Origin of the sequence: Asticcacaulis sp. W401b, from assembly GCF_046503825.1 — a bacterium.
Taxonomy (GTDB): Bacteria; Pseudomonadota; Alphaproteobacteria; order Caulobacterales; family Caulobacteraceae; genus Asticcacaulis.
The window spans coordinates 13686-35423 of sequence record NZ_JBKFEE010000017.1 but is presented as its reverse complement, the minus strand read 5'-3'; the positions used below and the strand labels follow the sequence as shown (position 1 = coordinate 35423).

Below are 21738 nucleotides of genomic sequence, written 5' to 3'. Positions count from 1 at the left end.
ATGAAGAGCCTCCGGATCACCAGATTCGCATGAGGACCAACGCGGCAGCGCGAGAGCGGCAGATCGCAAAGCTGCAATAAAAGTTGTCTGCACCGCAAAAATGTTATGGACTCATCGGTTCAATATCGATATAAGAAATTCCGGACCGATCGGTTCAGTAATTTAGGCATGAGACAATGGCCAGGCCACAGGAATTTAATCGCGAAGATGTTCTTGAAAAGGCAATGAGCCTTTTCTGGAACAAAGGCTACGAAGCTACCAGCCTAACTGATCTGATTGAAACTACCGGCCTGAGTAAGAGTAGTCTGTATAGTAGCTTCGGCGATAAGCATGCTGTGTTCCTCGCAGCATACGACCGGTATAGAGCCGCTCGTGCCAGCGAAATGAACGCTATTTTGGAGAGGGGTAGTGCGAGAGAAGCAATAGAAACCTTTTTCCGCAAAATCGTAAGTGATGCAAAGGCTACCGAATTTTCAGACGGTTGCATGAGTACAAATCAGGCCGTCGAAATGGCCCCCCACGATCCCCTTGTCCGTCACCGGGTTGATCAGGATTTTAAGCTGATTGAGGCTGCCCTCGCTCGGGCCATTGAGCGAGGACGCACCGACGGTTCTGTTGGGGATGCAGTCAATCCGGTGAGGCTGGCCAGATTGTTCGTCGTTGCCTTTCCAGGGTTACAAGTAATGGTCAGGGCCGGGAGCGACATTGACCGATTGGATGATGCGTTGACCCTCCTCTTCTCACATCTCAACTAGAAACTAATCACAACGCACCTTAGTGCGCTAATTTTGGACCATTTGGTCCTGAAAGAATTGATGACCATGCCACAGATTCTGGTTTTTGCCGCGTCCGTTCGTAGCGGCTCATACAATGTCAAGCTCGCTTCAGAAGCCGCCAGGCGGTTAGTCGCTCTTGGCGCAGAGGTAACCGTTCTCGATCTGAACGACTACGAGATGCCGATTTATAACGGCGATCTCGAAGCCCGGGACGGGCTGCCAGTCGCAGCGCGAGAACTGCATGACGCCTTCAAAACACACCAGGGCATCTTTATCGCCAGTCCGGAATACAATGCCAATGTGTCACCCATTCTAGCCAATCTTTTGGTTTGGGTTTCAAGGGTACACGACAATGGCGGCATGGCGGCCGCTTTCGCCACGCCCATTTTTGCGATTGGCAGCGCTTCGCCCGGTTCATTTGGAGGATACCGCGGCTTGATGGCTTTGCGCAATTCTCTGGAGCTTCAACTTGCCGCCCGCGTCCTGCCGACGATGGTTGCCGTCGGCGCTGCGCACGACGCCTTCGATGAAGATGGGCGCTTAAAATCCCCAATTCCGGATCAAATGCTCGACCACGTCGTGTCGAACCTTTTCGCAGCGGTCTCCAAATCCTGAGCACCGCTTTCCACTTCCCCACCGGCCTTTGGGCCAAAACAACCAAGGAGACTAAAATGACCTACGATCGTCTGACACCTGACAATGCCGCGGTTCTGTTTATCGATCACCAGACCGGCCTTTCCAATGGCGTCCAGGACCAAAGCGTTCCGGAATACATGACCGCCGTAACGGCACTGGCCAAGCTCACCAAGGCTTTCAACCTGCCGTCCGTCATTACGACAAGCGCAGCTGACGGCCCGAACGGCCCGGTCCTTCCGGTCATCTTACAGACACTTCCCGATTCCCCTCTGGTGCATCGTCCAGGTCAGATCAACGCCTGGGACAGCGCTGAATTCGTCGATGCCGTCAAGAAGACAGGCCGCAAGAAGCTGATCATCGCAGGTGTGTCGACGGAAGTCTGCGTGGCGTTCGTGGCACTCTCGGCTATCAAAGCTGGCTATGACGTGTATGCGGTCATCGATGCCTCCGGCACGTGGAACAAGCTGGTCCAAGAAGTTGCCGTTGCTCGGATGGTACAAGCTGGCGTCACGCCAATAACTTGGGTGGCCGTCGGCGCCGAACTCCAAGGCGACTGGCGCAATGAAACCGGTCAGCAACTCGGTCAAATCATGGGCGAGCATCTGCCATTCTACGGTAATCTGATTGGCAGCTTCCTGGCCGCTAAAGCCTAATCCGGCGATCCGGGGCGGCGATCCGGCCGCCCCAACCCGATTTCCGGCCCTTATTCCAATCGAGCTGAAAGAGACCTGTCTATGAGTCTGCTGTTTTCCCCGGTCGCCGACGCGATACCCGCTGCACATGGCGACCAGTTTTCTGCAAAACGCCTTGACCTAAAGCGACTAGGAAAACTGGCCTATCCTGTCATGGGCTTCGACCACTACCGTATGCGGGGCCCTACCTTCGCCCCGCATCCTCACGCTGGCTTTTCAGCGGTATCATACCTGTTCGAGGACTCTATCGGCGGCCTCCGCAATCGCGATTCATTGTCGAATGACCTCGTTATCGCCCCGGGGGCAATGGTCTGGACGCAAGCGGGACGTGGGGTCGTTCACGACGAACTTCCCGCGCAAAACGGCCTTGAGGTGCACGGCGTCCAAGTGTTCGTGAACCTCGCGCGCTCCAATAAAAGCATCGCACCAGCCATGTTCCATATCGAGGCCGGTTCGGTTCCGGTCGTGACCGATGAGACTGGCAATGTCACACGTGTTCTCGCGGGACATTTCGATTCCGCATCAAGTCCGCTTGTCCCCGCTGAACCTTTCGATTTCCTGGATGTGAAGTTGAAAAGCAGCTGGACCTACAACATTCCCTCAGGCCGCAATGTCCTTCTATACATCCTAAAGGGCAAGCTGGCGGTAAAGTCTGACACTGGTGTGATTACGATTCGGGAAGGACAAGCTCTTGCCGTTCAGGCCTTAGACCCCGCGGCATTAGCGCTAGAACCTGAAGGACCAACGCATCTGCTTCTGCTCTCAGGAACCGATCCTGACGAGCCGATCGCTGTTTATGGTCCCTTCATAATGAATGATGAACAGCAGTTACGCGCAGCGTTTGAACGCTACCGGCAGGGTGATATGGGACATCTTTCAGAAATGTAGGTGATCAGCATGTCCCGACAACAATGGGACATGCCTGGTCGCTTAAGTGCAGTCTCTTCCCCACTTCAGGGGAATGGACAGGCATCAGAAGGGGCCTTTTGTGTGCAACCCAACCTAGGACAATGGTGGCCAAAGCGAACCGTGCTAAGCCTGACTGGTAATCGTTTGTATGCGAACGAACCCGTTTGGATTTAGAGATTTCAGCACTCTATCCACGCTAGGACGCCATGGATAATGAAAGCTTTGTTCATCTCCTAGAGAAGATGATCGAACGGTGGGATGAAAACCTGTTCAGCGAACTATCGAACTCAGGGTTTCAGGATGTGCGCCCCGCCCATTTGGCCGTTTTGCGCGCACTTAACAGTGAAGGCGCACGCGCCACTGACATAGCCCAATCCGCAGGAATAAAAAAACAGAGCATAGCCTACTTGGTTGCTGACCTAAGCAATCTTGGCTACGTCCGCATCGAAGTCGAACCGCAAGATGCCCGCGCTAAGCGCATTTACCTGACTGAACGCGGTCTCGCACTGCAAGTCAGTATTCTCTCAGTCGGCCGCACTTTCGAGCATTGGTCGGAATCGATCGTAGGCGCCGATCGTTTCCGTGCGATGCGCCATGCTTTGGCTTTGATCGCCATTGAATATAGGGCAGGCCGGTGAGCACGCGAAAGATTTCAGCGAGTGGAATTAAATGCCTTGCTAAAATTTCGCAGGCAAATCCGTCACAAGTCACTAATTTGAAAGCACTTTCCCACTACTCACTAAAGTGAAAACGGAATATCGTGCGCTGAAATCTGCTTCTCTCCTATGTCTTTCTCCTTGGTCGCGGACGTTTTTTGGTCTTCGAGATGATGTGATCCAGTCTGAGGATCGGCTGGCTTCCGGTCCAGTTTCGGCTTGTTCTCCTCGGCCCCCTTTCCGGGCTTCGAGATCTCTGGTGTCTGATCACTACGTGGCGTCTTTGGCGTCTTGCTTCCTTCGTCCAGTGCCCTATCGATGTGATTCAGAGCGATCGGGTTGATCCCGTCGTTTTCGGCCAAGCGGCGAAATAGGCCCTTTAGATCATCGGTCACCCATTGAAATTCCTGCTTGGGACGTGACGCCATTACGTATCCGCGAGCCAGATTGGCGAACTCACCCATGTAGGAGCCGAGGACCGCGACAACCTTTTCGAACGAGCCGCCTTGTGCGCGATTGGCAGTCAGGCTGTAGGCGTGAGACATAAAGCGGGCGGCGTGGTCGCGCTCCAAATCGAAGACGTGAGTTTTCACAATCCGCTGTCCATCCTGATCGACTTCGCGCGCCGCCGTCAGCTTGCCATTGCCTATGGCCGCGACGATGAACTGATCGTTATTTGTGATGCCCGCCTTCTTGTCCGTGATGTTCCAGGCCAGTTGGTCGCCCACGGACAGTTTGATCGTCTGCTCGCGAAAGACGCCGAAGCTCGGCTCAACCTTGCCCGACGTCAGTCCAGCAAGGCTATACGACTTCTTGCCGTATTCTTTGCTTTCCAAGGTTAGTCGGTTGGTACGGAGGTCGATACCGACAACGCTGTGAACCGTATGGCGACCAATGCGATGTGTCTCATCCGTCTTATGGAAAATCACGCGGTCCCCGAGGCCATAGGTGGTGACCATCCCAAGATCTTCCGGACTGCGGTTTTCCGACACATACGTCATATGCTCAACGTCCTCGCGGCCGACTACGCCCATACCCTGGAGCTCGGTGCGGATAAGGGCATTAACCACTCCGCGCATCTTATTGGTCCCGACCACAACCTTTGTATCGGGCCCCATAGCTTGCCATTTCCCGACGGCTGCACGGGCGAGGATATGGTCTTCGTTAGAATGGGTTTCCACGACATAGGGCCGGATCGCCGGCAGCGCTTCCCAGGGCTTGCCGTCAGCCATCTTCATTATTGCTTCACGCAGAACCGGCATTTCGGCCTGCCGGATATTGTGTTTCAGGTAAACGGTAGACGCTCCCGCGTGCATGGCGAGACGTGCCGGTGCGCCGGCCTCCATGGCAGCGAGCTGACGTTCATCGAAAGAGAAAATAACCTTGTCAATGCCCGCTCGCTCCGCAACGTCGATGATCTTGTCCATTTGTGTGTTTGACAGCATCGAAGCCTCGTCAACGAGAAGCCATTTGCCTTTCAGGTTGGAGGCCTGTCCGGTCACAGGCGCGATACGGGACTCAGTGTGGTGCGAAAGGAGGAACATCTGAACGGTCTCGGTGGCGATACCGGCTCGATCCGTCAGTTCACCCTTCGCCTTATGAGTTGGTGCCAGGGCTACAATCTCAACCTCCCCCTTCGACACGCGATCAAGCGTTTGGCGGACCAGATCGAAGGTCGTGGTCTTACCGGTGCCGGCAGAACCATGTATCACGGAGTAGCGAGCGCCGTCGGTAAGGACATACCGGACAACTGCGACCTGCTGACTGTTGGGTTCGACGGCCTTCCCTTCGGCCACCGCGGCATAGATGGCGCGCTCCGCTTCGGCCGGGGTGTAGGCTTTCGACCGCCCTTCATTACGAATGACCCGCTCGACTATGGCATCTTCAAGCGCAAGGGCCCGCTTTGTGGTGATGTGAGCTAGCTTCTCTTTCTCTGCCTTAACGATTTCTGGTCGCTGAAAAAAACCGGTAGCGAGATAATCCTGAATACGGTGTCGATTCCCGTTGGCACGCATGGCATCGAATATGACCGCATGGGCGGTGAATATGGTCGACAGGCGTTCCTGACTGCGCAGGCCGATTTCCAATGAGGCTTCCGGTGACAGGTCGCGCGATCGGCCCAGTATTCTTTCATCGACATAGGCCATGACCCGGCCTGCAAGGCCGATCTTTCCCTTGGTTTGGGGCGTGAGGTCGACCCCTTTCTCTCGCGCCTTTGCGCCGCTCACGATGCGGTCGAGGTCAACGCCAGCCTCGTTGGCCACCTCCCGCCAGAGCGCCTGTTGAACTTCCCGGTCGGTGAGCAGCTTCTTAGGTCGATCCTGAAGGATAAGGGTCTGCCGTTCGCCCTTGGTCAGTTCCCGGCCCTTTTCCGCCTCGGCGGCAGCTATCTTGCTGATTATCTGCTGATGACGTTTCGAGAATGTCTCCATCAAATGGTCGGCCGGTCCGACCCCAGCCTTCTCATTCTCGCCACGATGGCTGGAGGAGAATTCGGCTATCTCCCATGTTCCCTGCGTATTTCCCTGTACGAGGTTGTAGCCGAGCTTAATCAGCTCGTGAGCGAACTCAGCCTTTTGAATGTTTCCCAGGAACTGCTGGTGTTTATAAAGAGCGTCCGTTTCCAACGCCCGCCAGCCTCCATCATCCAGCCTCGTCGCATTGGCTAAGACGACATGATTGTGCATCTCCGGATCGCCGGCACGCGACATGGAGTGACTCGTCGTCGCGTAGGTTAAATTGCCGGTGAGGAGATGGGCAATCTTGCCGCCTTCGGTCCTCTGGCGGGTGATCGAAAAATGCTTTTCCGCGTAAACCATTGCCGTCTGAACAGAGCGGTTGAAGGCGGACTGGATACGATCGTCGCCAGCGACCAACGCCATGATCGATGCCGATTTGGTCGCCGAAAAAGTCATATCCCATCCGGGTGCGTGCTTGGGAAGCGGCTTGTCCGGATCGCGACCCTCTGGCTCCGCTTGTGCGCGCAGGGCCTCATCTACCCGCGACAGGGCCGGGCCATCTGGATCGGGATTGATGCCGTTCAGCACCTTTTTGAAGTCCAGGCTATTTGCGTCGCCGGTCAAGCCGAGGAGGGATGCCCCCTCCCCGCCCCATATCAGATTGGGACTATTGGCCTCGCCGGTGACATAATAGTCGTCCTTGCCATAATAGTCGCCGGAACGGGACGCGCTCTTAAGTCTTGTGATTTTCAGCATCAGGGCAGACCGATATAGCTGTCGTCTTCGAAGAGCTGCCTTTGTCGATCATCTTCGTCCGCCTTTGCCTTTTGTGGCGCTGCCGGTGACTGTCCAGATGCGGTGTCGATGCGATTGCCGGGCTCCGCCTTAGATTCTGACTCCAGATCCGGGTCTGGCACTTCTCGCTTGGCTTCCGTGGCATCTGGCATGAGCAAGCCCTCGTCAATGCCGCCTCGCTTTTCGGGGTTCTCAGCGTCGAAGGTGTTTCCGTCGCGACCGGAAGCCGTTGATTTGGATGAAACACCGCCGTCCTTTGCCGCGGTGGAAACGACAGTTGGGTCCTGCGCGCACATTTCGCGATTGTCCGCGCTCTGGCCCTCCGTTTTGATTTTGTCGAGGAGCGCATAGAGTTTCGAAGAGGATCTGTCCTTCTTCATAAACTCATCAATCGGATCGGGCCCGACGCGCATCGTGAAACCTTCGGTGTCGGTGGATCGGTCGCGATACCGGAACTTCACCGGCGCTACCGGAAACGGACGACCCTCGCGAACATTCGAGACGCGCAGAACGCCCTGGAACATGGGAAAGTTCATAATTTCTTCCGGCATGAATACGAACTCGGTCTGCTCTTTGGTATTGAGCGATACGCCGTCGCGCAGCTGGTGGGCGCCATACGAGGTGTTTTCCTGAGTTCGGCTGACCTCGCGCTGCCCGATCTGCTCGGCCATAGATCGGGCTGTGTCAGGGTCCTGGCAACGAAGGATCAACTTGGTTGCTAGCTGACCGATGATGGTCTGAGCTTTCTTGTCTCCGTAGATGTCATCGAGCTGCGAAACCTGCTGCATCCCCATGATCATCGATCCGCCGTATTTGCGCAGACGTGCCGGGGCGTCGGCGAGGATCTCGACCTTCCCAAGTGAATGGAACTCATCGAGGATAATATGCGTGATCTTCTTTGACTGCTCCGGCGTGCGGGTGAACAAAGTGGTGATAGCAATCGACGACCAGTGAGCGATGAGCGGGGTCAGCGAGGCTTCAAGGTGCTGCGGCCGCGAGAGGAACAGAAGCCCGTGACTCTGCGGACCGTTGATCCAGTCCGATATCGAAAAGTCTTCGCGGCCATCCAGAAGGTGCATCATGCGCGTAATGCCATTGACGATGACAGAGCGCAGTGATTCTGACCGTAAGCCTTCCTTCTCGCCCAAAGTGCGTTCGGCGGGGGTGTTTTTCAGGAAGTAATGAAGGGTCTCGAAGTCGCCAATGATGAGCCATATCAGCTCTTCAATCGTCGGCTTCTCCCCGAAATGCTGACGCTTTATGACACCCAGTTTATATCCAGCGTTACAGTAGATTTGTCGTGATGCCAGTGTCCAGTATGGGTCCTGACTGCCTTTGGGTAGCGGAAAAAGGTCGGCTGCGGCCTGCTCCCATGAGGCATAATCCGCGAGATCGTTGAATGGTGACCAACTTGCGGTACGCCGGTCGAAGGGGTTCAGGATGACATCCCGGCCTTCTTTGTAATGAGCACGGATATATTCCAGCTCGGGGTCGTAAATTATGGCGCATTCACGCCGCCGAATTATGGACTCTATAAGGCCGTGAATCGCCTGCGACTTGCCGGAACCCGGCGATCCGACGACCAGAGTATGTTGGAAGAGGGAGTTGATCGGCAGTTCTACGCCGACGATTCTATGGTGCTCATACTCGCTGAAGCGCTCGTAAAAATCACCTGCACCCGCCGCCCGGGCGCGAATTGTGATGTCATGGACAATATCGGCGTCGCTTTTCGAGAGCCGGTTTGACACCCAGTACGGGAGGTCTATTACCTGATAATAACGTTCGGCCTTCCGGTTTAACCTTAGGTCACCGTCTGCGGTGTACGGCACCAATGCTGTGCCAGTCGACGGTGCCGGCAACGCCAGAAGCGGGCGCCCGGGTCTGAGTTTCCGCCGCAGTATGGCAACTGAGTCGGTCGGGCTTTCGAGGATGCTTTTGAGAACATATAGCCAGTCTCTATAGGCGGCTTTGAACCCAGTTTCAGGGTGTATTCCGATAGCGGGCGCGGTCCTTCCGGTAAGCCGTTCGACGATTCTGCGATTGATCTTGCGCACCTCATCCGCGTTGAACTTCTGGATCTGCGCACGCAAGGATGTGACTGATGCGATAGTCTGGCCGCGCAGTTCCTTGTCTTCCAACTTTAGCTGTCCCTGTCGGATGAAAAGGACCGTTGCCAGCGCCAGAAGGGCGGCGGCGCCAGCGAGGAACAGGATCGTCGCATAGAACAGAAGCTCGCCATATCGGTCGAGAACGGCGGCGACATAGGGCAGGCTTTCGTACTCGGTAATCGGCACGATTAGTTCAGTGCCGTCAGGCTGTCTGACAGTCACCTGCTGAGGCATCGGACTGCCGAAATACTGAAAGACCTTCACCAGCAAAGCGACGCTTCCATAGAGCTGCTCGTCGTCGGTCGCGTGCTTATTGACGCTGTAGATACAGAACACGCCCCATAGGGCGAGCATGATCAGAAACTTCTTGGCGATCTCCCAGATCATTTCCAGGGTGTGCGAGATGGTCTGGCCGCCGCGCAGCCACGCAGCACCGGCCGTCCGCTCGGGACGGGGCTTTTGATCGGACATGATGGACTTCCCTTCCCTGCCTACGCGGCTTCGTCAGCATTGACATAGGCTTCGAGGAGTCGGGCGAACTCCAGCACGAAACCATTCGGAGCGGTCTCAATGCGCGCGCGGACCTCGTCGGGTATCGGCGGGGTGGAGCCAAAGGTTGCCGTAAAGCTTCCCGAGACCCGTTCGAGCCGGTTTCTCAGATCCTCAGGCGAAAGGAGCTTGGTAGCGATCTGCAACGCCATGGACGCGCCGATATAGGCGTAGCGCGCGGACTGATGGAGGAGATAGTCACGCCCCTCGATCGTGTGCTTTTCGAGGGCATTCTGTATAAGGTAGCGAATAGGGACTCCGGATTGCTCGGATTGGGCAACGAGCTTGGCGTAGGTTTCCGCGCGAATATAGACGCGAAGTTCCTTGATATTTTCCCGGGGCATGCGGGGACCGTCCTTGAGACAGCTGGCAAAATGTCAGCTAACGGTCACGGTCTAAGGTGCTGTTTACGCTATAGAATACCCGCAGCCGTCGCAAGCAAATTCAGACACGACAATTTGTCGTATGCCTACCCCCTAATAAGCCGCTGTTTTCAATAAGAATACTTACCCACACCCGTGCGTCAGGTGTACCTCTTTTTTTAGACTATTTCGCACTGGATTTCGACCTGTGATCGCTGTTCAAATACCGCTCTAAGTGGAGTGAGGATTTCATGGAATTTTTAGATGAAGCGGGTGCAGCCAAGGCTTTGCAGACATTGTTCGCTAACGCAAGCCGTGCGAAAATAGCCGTCGCATTTTGGGGAAACGAGGCCGTCGAAAAGCTGGGATTGAACCGTTCCGGTCTCAAGCTGTCCGTCATCTGTAATCTCGATTCCGGCGCTTGCAATCCGATAGAGATTCGCAAGCTGATGACCCTCTGCGATAAAGGCGAGGTTCGGTCGCTTCCATCACTCCATGCGAAGGTTTACTGGACACCAGAAGGGGTCCTACTGGGATCGTCCAACGCCTCATCAAACGGCCTCGCAGTCGAAGGCGCACCGAACAAGTCATGGGTCGAGGCCAACATGCTTATTCGCGATCCAGCGATTATCGCGACTATAGGACAATGGTTCGAGCGGCAGTTGCCCGACAGTTACGAAATCGAAGATAGTCACCTGATGTTAGCCGCAGAGGTCTGGAAAAAACGGAAACGCGCGGCCCCGACTGCAACCAGACTCACCTCCGACCTCCTGGAGGCTTTTAGGCGCGCCCCTAACAGTAGCGAATGGGCGAAAGTGCGGGTCATATTCTGGTCGGAACCATTGAGCGCGAAGGGTAAGAAGGAAGAAGAACGAGAGCGCGAACAACGGCCGGTACTGGAGGGTTATGACTGTTACGAAGACTGGAAGGATATCGAAGCCGGCGAGCAGATAGTCGAGTTTAAAGTCCAATCCCGGAACGGCAAATTCACCGGCTATTTCAAATCGCCTGCTGAGAAGCTTGAAAGCAAATCCCTCGTATTCGTCCGTCGAGTGCCCGGAATCAAATTGCCTTTTCGGCCCAATTTGCGCCTATCGGACACCGATATGACCTTCGTAAGGGACAATATCCGAGCCATCCTGAAGCACTTCGAGACCTGGAAGGAAGAGTATGCGCGGGTGGATCTCCAGTCCTTCGTCGGCGCGATTGACGCCGTCAAAGCCTCGATTGAACCCGTCTACTCTGAGGATGACGCAAACTTCAAAGCGCTTCTGGAGCAAACGGCAAGCATCGGTCAGAAATTCAAACTTCCCATGACTGGTTTCAAGGGAATGTTACGAAAATTGGGTGGCCTCGGTACAGCCAGACGGTTGCTGGAAGGCCGAACTGAGCAGAAAGGTCTCGCCGGTCTGTATTTTAAAGAGCTGATGGATATTTCAGTTGAAGCCATCCTACTTCGACCGGAATGGCACCACGAATTTACGCCCAAAGAATTGGACGTTGCGCGCCAACGACTCAAAGCCGGTCACTTAGCGGTTGAACGGGATGGGACATTGATGAAGATACTTCCCGGCGGCACCCTCGAACGCTACAAGAGCGCCAGGGACCGGCTCCGATAGCGACCGTTCAGTCCCATCCGCCAGTCGCGTTATCGCTTCGAGAACGATGCGCATTGGGCGAATACAAATGGTGGCCGGGTGGGGACGACCGCGGCTTTGGATACGAACGAACTGTCGGTCACACCCCTGAAGAACTGAGTCATGACGAAGCCACCGCTACCTTGGCAAGCGCATACCGCGAAAGACTATGACGCCAACATGTCTGCCCAATGTGGGCAGCTATTGATCGAGATAGTTGCAGACCGCCGTAGGCGACAAGCTATTTTGGCTGACCCACGCGAACTACATAAGGAATTGTTCGCGCCTTTCACGCCCGCCGGACATCTTGAATATGCCGGCACTTACCGTGGCACCGCAGACACGACCGTCTTCGACAGGCGTATGATTGCCGCAAGCCAGCTTAAGCCGGGCACCGAGTATGAATTCTGCCCACCCCAGGAGGTGGCCCCGCAAATGACGAAGTTGCTGGGGACCTGCCAAAACCTTCTTAAAGACACCAATGCAGACGACTACGGTAGGCTGATCGTGTTGACCTATGGTTTCTGCTGGTTTGGAAAGATTCACCCCTTCCTTGATGGCAACGGCCACGTTCAGCGGGCTCTATTCGCGGCCATGGCGACAGAGTATGGTTACTCGCTATCGCCACGTTTCGCGCTACACCCGCGCCCCTACGATCGATTGCTTGCAACGGCGCTGGAAATCTTCACCCGCGCTCCAACCGGGACGGAAGACGAAGAACTGGGTCTCGTCGCCGAATACCTTGCTTTCTTCCTCGGAGAACCGTTCAACGTGCCTCGGAAGAATGTCGCAACCCCCTCCCCTTATACCCCATAGCGTCGCCTTGGGCTCACGCTAGAAACTGTAGAGTTTCTCACGGAGGTCGTTTGAGACGTCTGGATTGAGGCATAGGTCGATCGGTCGCGCACCATAGGCCGGATTGAACGTCGTTAAGAACTGCATTGCGCGGGGTCTGTCTTTAGCCACGCCCGACAACATGTAGAGCTGCCGACTAGCCGCCGCCAGCCTCCGTTTACGCTCTCCTGTCAATGCGCCGATCTGGCTAAGCTCAGTCAGGTAGTCCTCGACCCTTTCGCCGTCTCGGTCGCTCTGCTGAACCAAGGATACGGCAGGTTGTCCGGCAATAACAAGCGCCCGCTCCAGGTCGCCAAAAGTCTCGCACGGAAACTCAGCGGCAAGCCTGGTCCGGAACGCCGCCAGTCGACGCAGTCCATTTTGTCGTTCCTGCTCCTGGCGGGCAATCGCGGCGAGACGCTCGTTCTCCAGACGTTTCCGCTCGGCCTCAATCCGGGCCTGTTCTTCGGCCTGAACCCTACGCTGTCTCTCGGCCTCCGCCGCAAGCGCTTGAAGATGTCGATCGCGTTTGATCCTCTGCACTGACGCATGTAGGGGAAAGAAAAGCATGTTCTTGGGGATTGGGCCGGACTTCGCAAACATATCTCTCAGCGCCGACAGGTCTGCGGTAAGGGTCCGATATTCCGGCGTCAGATCGTCTATGTCGTCTGGATCTGGATCGCATCGGATTACATCGTTTATAGTCGAGCCGGGAATGAAGGGCATTTGAAGCCACCGGTCGTAGTCGAAGCCCATTCGCTCTCCCTTGGGAATCGAACGAATAATATCGCGCGCCAGGTCTCGAACCTCGTCTCGTCGCCTCGCCCGCTCTGTCTTCAGCCATTCCCTTTCGCCAACCGCCAGACGGAAGTTCGCGGAGAGTGACCACCCCTTGCGGAACTGTAGGATGCCGGCACCCTGAAGCACTTCGAGATAAGCTTTTGCCACATCAAAGCTGGACCGATACTGAGGCAGACGCTCCAGCACGTCTGCACGAATATCTTCGTCGATCCAGTTCGGAAATCCCTGGCGACGGAAGGCTTTGATCTTCTCATGCACGTCTTTGGTCGAGAAAGCCGATGCCGAGGGGCCAGCCATAAAACTTCTGTGCACGAAGGCTTCCAATACACACAACTGCCATCCCAGTCGATTGGAGAGGCACTGATCCCCGAAGATGGAAATGTTCAGCAAACTGTTGAGGCCCAGCTTGTCAACGAATTCGGGGACGTCCACAGCGTTCGGGAAATTGGTTTCAGGACCGATGCGCTCGAAGCTGCCGATCACCTTTACAATCAGGGCTTCACGCGTTGCCGCTCGATCTTGAGCTTCGGCGATAAGCTCCGCTTCGCGCTTCTGCGCCCTTAAAACACCAACCGGGTTGTTGAGCCACTCCCTCGGTGCCGATCTGATAACGATTTCACGAAGGTTGTGGAGGCTTGGAACCTCACGGTATCGGCTGAGATCGACTTCTACGCAGGCGAGACCCTGCAATGCGAGAATGTCGATCTTTGTCTGATCGCACCAGTGTGTGACAACGAGTTCGACGATCAGTTCGTGGCCATCCTTTATCAGAATGACGTCGGGCACGATCCGTCCGGTTCGCTGTTCAAGTCGCACCTCGTCGAACTGGAGGCACCGACCCTTGAGCAGGACTTCTTCTTGATCTCCGAACCATTCGGTGTAGGCGGGAACCTCAAATTGTCGAGCCTCTTCAAGGATGGCTTTCGCCGCTTTATGAAGCGCCGTTTCAAGAGCAACCCCGCAATCTCGCCGCTTGTAATGCGCAAAATGGTCCATCCGGCCCGGCTTGCATTTTTTGGCCACCAAAGGCGCCGCGCACAACGGATTGGGGCAGATACAGCCGCACGCCAAGCCACTTGAAACGTCGTCGATCCCGATCAGAATTCCGTCGCGCTCTCCAAGCACAAGCCCTCCGCGCTCATGCGGCACAGCACCCTCGAATTTATTGAATTCCTCACTCGCCACGGCCTCTCCCCTCTAAGTCAATGTAGGCGATCTTCGACAGCTCGCAATGGCTGGTGGCGAACCGCTGGCCGTAAAACCACCTGAGCTCGAAAACAAAAAAAAGCGCCCACCAGGACGTCCTGATGGGCGGATACTATCTATCGCTTTTTACGTTGCCGCATGGCAGCCATTTGCATTTTCTGCTTCCGCTCCGCCTTCCACCTTGCCTCCATGGCACAGAGCAAAGCCTCCGTTTCCGCATCGTTATAGTCGTAAGGCTGGGGGGCTTTATACCGCTGAGGTTCGCCGAGTTGAGCTTGATTAGACATGGTCGTGACCTTTCCTATCGAAATCGATGATAGGACCGAGGAACAGATCGGAGCCCTCGAATGTCACCGGAGGATATGGCCTGCCATATCCGGAGGGAAACGGCGCAGCCGTTGACATTGGAGGTGATCTGGTACGATGGGACGATCATTGATGAGATGACCGTACCGGCGACCAGCCGGTACACAGCGCGCCCGAAGGTCGAAGACCGAGCGGCGGCCAGGCCCAGGCCAAAGGCCGGCCTGCACCACTGTCGGCGGACCGCCCAAAACATCCCTTCATGCCCGCCAACCACGGCGATACCAAACCGCTCACTCAGAACAAGTGCAGACCGTCAAACAGTGCGATAGGGATTGAGGCCCAGAGGGCGAAGACCGCATAGCGGGCTGACTTGCGAAAAGCCCGGTCCGCGCAGCGGGATCGCCCCTGTAGCGCATTGCCCGGCGCTTCACCAGACTACTGCAGCACCTCAAGGATTGCAGGCGCTTTCGGATCGACAGCATTACCCTGAAGATCGTAGGTCTGCCCGGCGATATCGTAATGCAGGCCACACCGGTCCGCGACGAATATGGGCCGTCTGTGCCCCCGGATATCGAGACGGACTTTCGCGCCATCATGCAATTGGACGCACGGGTTCGTTGTCTGAATTCTGTCAAACATGGGTAGCCCTAAATAAATGAATGTACAGTCAACATAGCGCCCTCCCGACGCCGAGTCGAGTCATTTGTTCTTTATTTGTTCCCTCCGCGGGACTGACCCTGTGTGTCGGCTTGAGGTGTTTGCCATGCGCAATAATCGGACTATATTCCAGATTGTATGAATCATTGGGGGAATGTCGGTGGCTACATCCAAATGTCCGGTCTGCGGCTCACCTGCAAAACAAGCGCCGACCACAGGTGACTTTGAAAACTTCGAATGTTCGAGATGCGGCAAGTTCGAAATCACCGGGACGGCCCTGGCTATGCTCCCCCATAGGCTTGAAGGTGGTGATGTTAAGACTGTCGCCCGCCTAAGCCACAGCATCCGCCACCTTCGCGTCGGTACTGAGGACGTTGCGAAGGTGAATTCGGTCAATCTCGACGAACTGGCCAGCGCGCCCCTGCCCAATGTCCAGCGGCAGATGACGCACTTATTGAAGTGGATGGCGCAGCAGCTGCAGGATGATGAACTCGGAGAGGTGAACCTAGAAGACCAGAAAGCACTCACGGCCATTATCGGCACGATCGACGAAGACCGTGTGGACGAGCTGATCAACCGGACAGCACGCGATGGATTAATCGAGAATGAAGTACTCGACTCCTACCGGATTTCTAATCTCGGCTGGGACTGGCTCAGACCCCCAGCTTCGCGAGAGGAGCCCGTCATACAACCGGCTACGCAAACACCGACATCCCCTACACCGGAGACCGACACGCCGGCGAAGAAGGTGAAGGCCCATTGCAATGCCTGCGGTGGAATGCGCAACGCTGAAGTTCGAGCCAGCTTCACCGATTTTGGCAATGATGGCTTAATCGAATGGTCCACTAAATTCGACACCCTGCAATGCAGCGGATGTGACGGACTGTCGGTAAGAAAGGAGCACTGGTTTTCGGAATGGGATACCGTTGATGAGGACGAGCGCGGGCGGCCCATAATCATTCCCGGGGTGGAAACGACGCACTATCCTGCCAAAACAGTCCGAAAACAGCCGGCCTGGTTAGGAAGTCTGAGCGACCAGACGCTGCTGACGGTTATCAATGAGCTTTACATCGCCCTCACAAACGAGTTGTCCGTCGTATCGTCCATCGCGGCGCGGACATTGCTCGATCGCGCCGGCTTCCTGCTTGTGGGAGATCAGCCAAACTTCGCGAAACTACTGGCCGAGATGGAGACGCAGCGCTTCATTAGCGGGCAGGAGAAAGACATCCTTGCCGTCGTCGCCGATGCCGGCAGCGCGTCTGCTCACCGAGGTTATGCACCAACGGCCGAGCAATTGGGTCACATCGTTGACGCGATTGAGATGCTTCTGCAGCGTAGCTTCACGATGAAAAGGGCGTCTGACGAACTCCGCAACTCTACCCCGCAACGACCAAAGAAATCGAAGCCCTAAGAAATGCAAAGGGCTGACCACCTCGGTCAGCCCTATCTTCAGAATTCAAGTCCACGCTGTTCTGCCGCCGCGATTCCGTAAAACTCGGCCAACTCTAACCGATAATCTTCCGACTGCTCATCAAGTCGGTCCTGGGGGTGCGCCGCTTCGAACACTAGCTCCCAGAAGGTCGCGTCCGCGGTGTCGTCGATATCGTTGGGATGAAAAGAGGGAAATGTTTTCATGGCCTGTCTCCAAATGAAAAGAGCCCTCCGGAGGACCGGAGGGCGCTGAGTGATCAGAAGGGGATGTCTTCGCCGTTGCCTGCGCCGCTGCCTTCGCCCGCCGCACCGCTGGCCGCCTGACCCTCGTTGAAGGACAGAGGCATGATGTTGGTGCCGTTGATGACGGGCACCTTGTTCTTCACGCCCTCGCGGTCGGTGTATTCCTCGTAGCGGAAGGTGCCTTCGATCTCGACCAGTTGGCCCTTGGCGATGTTGCGTTCGATGAAGCCGATCGTGCCTTCAGACCAGAATTTCACGCGATGCCAGGTGGTCCGGCGCTGAGCCTGACCCTGCTTGTCCTTCCAGTATTCCTCGGTAGCAATGGAGAGGTTGGCGACTTGCGCGGCGTTCGGCAGGGTGGTGATTTCCGGTTCTGCACCGAGGCGGCCGATCAGTTGAACTTTGCACTTCATGGGTAGCTCCACTTAGACTGACCCTTGGGGCTCATCCCCTCGGGCTCGCGGCTTGACCGCGATCATGCGTCCGTGTTTCCGGCCAAAGGGCTGGGGTTCACCCGAAGGGGCGAAACGAAGTGGAGAAGGGCCTGCCCTTGAACCGCAGCGCGGCCGGGGTAGGACAGGCATGATTGATCGCGGTTTGCCTGCGGGCGGAGGGATGAGCCCAGGACGACTGAGGAGCAACCGTGCAAGTTTACCGCGCCGCCGGATCAGTCCGAAAAGCCTGCCTCCAGAATAAATCGCTCAATGAGTTCGCTCGTACCTTGCACCTTGATACCTTTGGCATGGACAATGCCGGCTATGCCCCCAAACCCGTCCGGACGCATCTTGGTGCAGGTGTAGGCACCCTCGATTGTGAAATAGTTCACCGTCGCGGACCGCTGAACGATGTCCTGAAGCAGTATCTGGTAGGCGGGATAAGGGAGATTGACGTCGAAAATGAAGTCGAATGCGGTCTCAGCATCGTCATCGAGATCCCTGATCTTGTCGATCCATAGCTTCGCTGCCGGAAGGATCTGGCTTTCGAAGTCGAGGCTCGCCTGATAAGCCGCACGGAGTTCACCGGCATTTACGGTCACGTACGTCTCGGGCGACAATTCAGCGAAGAAATAGAGACAGTCTCCTTTAGCACCGCCCGCTTCAGACTGCAGCATCTGGCCCAGCAGCAGGTGCTCCAGCGGACTCATTTCACAGAGCGGGATGAAGGGTTGGATAACGGTCGGGGAATGGTAATCGGCCATGTTGGACACCTTTTGTTAAATGACGCCCGGCCCGGCCCTGACTTTTTCTTTTGCGCGCAGCGCCCGATCACACATAACCTAAGGCGCACCCACCCTTGTGCCATTGCACTGCGGGTATCGCTGACAACCCAAGAAGGTTTGTCCAACACGCCTTCCCCGCCGAGCTGTTCGTTCTACCATTTCGCCACCGCAGTCAGGGCATCTTCCCTCGTCAACTGAAGCACATGTTCGCGAGACCCCGCTGTCCCGGGAGACCTCAGCGAGACGTCCCGTAGCGATCAGTTGGTGCAACTGTTCACCCGTGACCAGGGTCAGGTTCTTTCCTGAGGCAAAGCTCAACGCGTCGCGCGTATAAGTTCCGGCGCTGACGAGATATCCGTGCGCCGCACCCCGCTCGGCCATCAGGCCGAACAATTCCCTGACCGTTTCCACACTGACCTTGCTGGCCTTCCAGTGCTTGCATTGAACTAGGGCTGTTTCAGAGCCCCGGCGTAGGACCAGGTCTATCCCGCCATCTGCCCCTGCCCTGCCGGTGTGATGAACATCAAAACCCAGTTTCTGAAAGGCCCGTCCGACAAGGCGCTCAAAATCCTGCCACGTCATTTCATGGAGAGACGTATGAACCGAAGACGCCGCCACCTGCGCGAAGCGCTGTTCATCCCGGCGCTTATGCCACTGGCCTTTGAACCAGAGGACAATGCTGAACACAAAGACGGCAGGCGCGACCATCCTCAGAGCGTACGACCAGCCTTTCGCTACGGTCCAGAATAGCGTGCTCTGGAGGTGGGCCGTAGTGTCCTGAATAGAGGTCACCGGGGGCGGCGCGACCTCTATTCGTATGAACTGATCGAAGACTACAAACGAAATAAGCGCCAAAGGCGCAGTGACAAACGGTGGAACAAGCGCAAAGCGCTCGACCAACAGCTGGATGTCCGACTTTTTCCGATACCGCGGCATGTGGCTTCCCTGAAGCAATCATACCGACCCCGCGATCAGGTCTATAAAAGCTGCTCGTTCAGTTCAAGAACCCAAGATCGGAAAAGTGCAACCGGACGTCTGAACCGAAAGTGCCTTGTGATGTTTTGTTAAGGGATTTGAGGGAGAAAACGGTAAGGGAGTACGCGTATGGCGAGTGTGGATACAGGGCGATTGGTCTTCATGGCTAATTCGGAGATCGGTGTCATTGTGATCCGACCGATTGGATATTTGTCCGGGCCTGAGTTCATCGAACGGTTGTTCAAGGCCTATGAAACGGTCAGTGAACCTTGGAAATACAATCGGTTAACGGACTTTCGCCGATTTGAGGGACATCTGTCGGACGACGACCTTCTGTCCATTCGGGATCGTTGGGTGACGCTGGCTGACGGACACCCCTACTCAGCGCATGTCGCGGTGATCAGCCTCGATATCAGGGCTACGATCAGACTCCCCGCAATATCCCCATTTTTCCCAAACGAGACAATCTGTCTGTTCACCAGCTTTCACGAGGGGATGGGTTGGCTTCAGGCGGACGACCGGGCGGCTTACCTCAAAAACCTCCAGCCACCTGAAGGCCCGTCCCGAAGAGATGACGGAATAGTCATCTCGTAGAAAGGGTCGGGAGAGGCCAGGTTCCGGCTGGCCCCTCCCTGCTTCCCCGCTCATATCCTCTCATATGACCGAGGCAATCCGCTGACTGACAGGGACGTGATCTCAAAGCCTATTCTACTTCGGCAAACCTCGGCTATAACAAACTGTCGCCGGACTCATCCCCCCCCCCCTCGATTCCGGTGGCGAATAGGGCGTCCTATTCTGTAGGACGCCCTTTCCATGTCCGGTGCGGGTGAACGCGGCTTTCCACAGAATTGCTAAAAATGAGGCGCTCCCAGATTTCACATGGGCGCATTTCACTCTAGTGTAGGTCGCAAGTTCGGGCCACTAATCTCCAGATCCGCCCGATATTAAATGGGGGGACCGATGCAGCTTATTTTTCCAAACAGTAATGGCGTCTGGCCTGAGGAATGGAACGGGGCACATCCCGTCGCTGTATGCCGACAAAATCGTTGGAACGATTATGGCTACGAAACCCTGTTCCGAGTTACGATCTACACAGCAAATGGGGTAGGCCGTGAAATTGGCGATGTAAAAATTGGTCGATACGGATATCTGACGACCGATCCGAAAATGCGGACGGAGCTTCGAGGGGTTTCTCCGGGCTTAGGCGACAAGTACTTCTCCGTGGGGCAGGAGGACAGCTATTATGACCGTCTGCGTGAGCTAGGACCAGATATATGGCAGTCATATGCTGCGGCCATTCGCGATATTCCCCTGCTTGACCTCAACCGCGATCTTCTCCAGCGGGAGGAGGTGTTTCGGGTGAGCCTTACACGTTTTCCGAGCGCGTTACATGCGGCTGACTTTGCTCAGGATGCCATAGGCGAACCCCGTCAAAGGTTTAGCGCCTTTCAGTTCAAGACCCAGCTTTTAGGGGCGTCCGCCCCTCATATCATACCGTTCAACTTTTCTGACGACGACGGCTTCCCTCATCGTATGAATGTGTTGATCGGGGAAAACGGCGTAGGCAAGACCCACCTGATGGCGCGTCTGGCCGTCCTCCTTTCCGGCTTCGAAGAGAAAGAGGATGAACAGAGCCGCCCTGAGGGTGAAACCCTGGAAGCGCTCGGCGAGATCAGTCCCCGCCCTTCAATTTACGGAGTCATCGCGGTTTCGTTCAGTGCGTTTGACAACTTCGCCATCCCCACAGCGGCAGAAACGAGAAAAGTTCGATACGTCTACTGTGGCATCCGCAAGGAGCATGATGAAACCGCAGGCTCGGAGGAGATCGGGCGGCGTATAAGCCGATCGTTCAAAAAAATGGATGCAGCGCAGCGAGCGGCGGTGAAAGCTTCGGCCCAGCTCCTTCTCGGTACTGACGACGAAACGATTACGCTCACCCCAACCTTCTATAACGCCCTTAGCGCCGGTCAACGTATCGCCCTGAATATTGTTTGCGAGCTGGTTCTCCATTTAAAGTCTCGCCATCTGATCCTGATCGACGAGCCTGAAACGCATCTCCACCCACAACTCCTCATTCGGCTGATGCAAGTTATCGCCTTGCTATTGTCGAAATTCGAGTCTTGGGCGGTTATCGCAACGCATAGCCCCGTGGTCGTCCAGCAAATCTCGGCCCGCCGGGTGCACATTGTACGCCGCGTCGACCGTACCACTCCCGCTGTCGCGCCGCCGCCGATTGAAACCTTCGGCGAAAGTCTGAGCGAGATTTTTCGAGTGGTGTTCGAGACAGCCGAGAACGACAGAGATTACCGACAGGTGGTCGATGAAATCGTGGAACGCTATCACGGCGATCCAAAACGCGTTCCCGCGGATATTGTTGAGCGCTTGGGATCAAATGCGCATGCCTACTTCACGTTCCTCACCGTGAACGCTCAGCCTGGGGCCGAACCTAATGAGGAATGATCCGTCACCTGCGCGAAATTACGCCCA

18 protein-coding genes are annotated in these 21738 nt (G+C 55.9%); 10 read left to right on the top strand and 8 right to left on the bottom strand.

The features are described 5' to 3' along the window. The first annotated feature begins 176 nt into the window (after positions 1 to 176). The 5 genes from ACK8OE_RS18600 (at position 177) to ACK8OE_RS18580 (ending at position 3651) form a co-directional block, all read left to right on the top strand. The gene (locus ACK8OE_RS18600; protein ID WP_410273828.1) at positions 177 to 755 is read left to right on the top strand and encodes a TetR/AcrR family transcriptional regulator; all 579 of its coding nucleotides are present in this window, start codon (positions 177 to 179) and stop codon (positions 753 to 755) included. A gap of 66 nt (positions 756 to 821) precedes the next feature. Next, positions 822 to 1391, top strand: coding sequence for an NADPH-dependent FMN reductase (locus tag ACK8OE_RS18595; protein WP_410273827.1), 570 nt, complete (start codon positions 822 to 824; stop codon positions 1389 to 1391). A 56-nt stretch (positions 1392 to 1447) separates the two neighbouring features. After that, positions 1448 to 2065: an isochorismatase family protein gene (locus ACK8OE_RS18590; RefSeq protein ID WP_410273826.1), complete on the top strand. Its 618-nt coding sequence runs from the start codon at positions 1448 to 1450 to the stop codon at positions 2063 to 2065. Positions 2066 to 2146: 81 nt separating this feature from the next. After that, positions 2147 to 2992, top strand: a complete 846-nt coding sequence (locus ACK8OE_RS18585) for a pirin family protein (protein ID WP_410273825.1) — start codon at positions 2147 to 2149, stop codon at positions 2990 to 2992. Between the two features lie 227 nt (positions 2993 to 3219). Continuing rightward, positions 3220 to 3651 (top strand): MarR family winged helix-turn-helix transcriptional regulator, encoded by a 432-nt coding sequence (locus ACK8OE_RS18580; RefSeq protein ID WP_410273824.1) that lies wholly within the window; start codon positions 3220 to 3222, stop codon positions 3649 to 3651. 101 nt (positions 3652 to 3752) lie between these two features. Here ACK8OE_RS18580 and mobF read toward each other — a convergent pair whose 3' ends face one another. Genes mobF through ACK8OE_RS18565 form a run of 3 tightly spaced genes read right to left on the bottom strand, consistent with a single transcriptional unit; the run spans position 3753 to position 9924 of the window. After that, entirely contained in the window at positions 3753 to 6884 is a 3132-nt protein-coding gene (gene mobF / locus ACK8OE_RS18575) for a MobF family relaxase (RefSeq protein WP_410273823.1), read from the bottom strand. Then, positions 6884 to 9502 carry a type IV secretion system DNA-binding domain-containing protein gene (locus ACK8OE_RS18570; protein ID WP_410273822.1) on the bottom strand — a complete coding sequence of 873 codons (2619 nt, stop codon included), beginning with the start codon at positions 9500 to 9502 and terminating at the stop codon, positions 6884 to 6886. The genes mobF and ACK8OE_RS18570 overlap by 1 nt, the downstream gene beginning before the upstream one ends. A gap of 20 nt (positions 9503 to 9522) precedes the next feature. Beyond that, a complete protein-coding gene (locus ACK8OE_RS18565; protein WP_410273821.1) occupies positions 9523 to 9924 on the bottom strand; it encodes a hypothetical protein in 402 nt (133 codons plus the stop codon). A gap of 269 nt (positions 9925 to 10193) precedes the next feature. Between ACK8OE_RS18565 and ACK8OE_RS18560 the strand changes: the two genes are divergently transcribed. Continuing rightward, positions 10194 to 11561: a hypothetical protein gene (locus tag ACK8OE_RS18560; protein ID WP_410273820.1), complete on the top strand. Its 1368-nt coding sequence runs from the start codon at positions 10194 to 10196 to the stop codon at positions 11559 to 11561. A gap of 141 nt (positions 11562 to 11702) precedes the next feature. Beyond that, complete coding sequence (locus ACK8OE_RS18555) at positions 11703 to 12395, top strand: Fic family protein (protein WP_410273819.1); 693 nt, start codon at positions 11703 to 11705, stop codon at positions 12393 to 12395. A gap of 18 nt (positions 12396 to 12413) precedes the next feature. Here the strand turns inward: ACK8OE_RS18555 and ACK8OE_RS18550 are convergent, their stop codons facing one another. Beyond that, positions 12414 to 14399: a hypothetical protein gene (locus ACK8OE_RS18550; protein WP_410273818.1), complete on the bottom strand. Its 1986-nt coding sequence runs from the start codon at positions 14397 to 14399 to the stop codon at positions 12414 to 12416. A gap of 1144 nt (positions 14400 to 15543) precedes the next feature. Here ACK8OE_RS18550 and ACK8OE_RS18545 point away from each other — a divergent pair. Next, positions 15544 to 16794, top strand: a complete 1251-nt coding sequence (locus tag ACK8OE_RS18545; protein ID WP_410273817.1) for a hypothetical protein — start codon at positions 15544 to 15546, stop codon at positions 16792 to 16794. A gap of 38 nt (positions 16795 to 16832) precedes the next feature. On the opposite strand, the gene ACK8OE_RS18540 is transcribed toward ACK8OE_RS18545, so the two are convergent. From ACK8OE_RS18540 to ACK8OE_RS18525, 4 genes are all read right to left on the bottom strand, one after another. Beyond that, a complete protein-coding gene (locus ACK8OE_RS18540) occupies positions 16833 to 17018 on the bottom strand; it encodes a hypothetical protein (RefSeq protein WP_410273816.1) in 186 nt (61 codons plus the stop codon). A 53-nt stretch (positions 17019 to 17071) separates the two neighbouring features. After that, positions 17072 to 17470: a single-stranded DNA-binding protein gene (locus tag ACK8OE_RS18535; protein ID WP_410273815.1), complete on the bottom strand. Its 399-nt coding sequence runs from the start codon at positions 17468 to 17470 to the stop codon at positions 17072 to 17074. Positions 17471 to 17724: 254 nt separating this feature from the next. Further along, positions 17725 to 18255 carry a hypothetical protein gene (locus ACK8OE_RS18530; RefSeq protein ID WP_410273814.1) on the bottom strand — a complete coding sequence of 177 codons (531 nt, stop codon included), beginning with the start codon at positions 18253 to 18255 and terminating at the stop codon, positions 17725 to 17727. Between the two features lie 78 nt (positions 18256 to 18333). Further along, a complete protein-coding gene (locus ACK8OE_RS18525; RefSeq protein ID WP_410273813.1) occupies positions 18334 to 19212 on the bottom strand; it encodes a restriction endonuclease in 879 nt (292 codons plus the stop codon). A gap of 168 nt (positions 19213 to 19380) precedes the next feature. Between ACK8OE_RS18525 and ACK8OE_RS18520 the strand changes: the two genes are divergently transcribed. Together ACK8OE_RS18520 and ACK8OE_RS18515 are read left to right on the top strand one after the other, a co-directional pair. Then, complete coding sequence (locus ACK8OE_RS18520; RefSeq protein WP_410273812.1) at positions 19381 to 19845, top strand: hypothetical protein; 465 nt, start codon at positions 19381 to 19383, stop codon at positions 19843 to 19845. A 366-nt stretch (positions 19846 to 20211) separates the two neighbouring features. Further along, a complete protein-coding gene (locus ACK8OE_RS18515; protein ID WP_410273811.1) occupies positions 20212 to 21711 on the top strand; it encodes an ATP-dependent nuclease in 1500 nt (499 codons plus the stop codon). Positions 21712 to 21738: the final 27 nt, after the last annotated feature.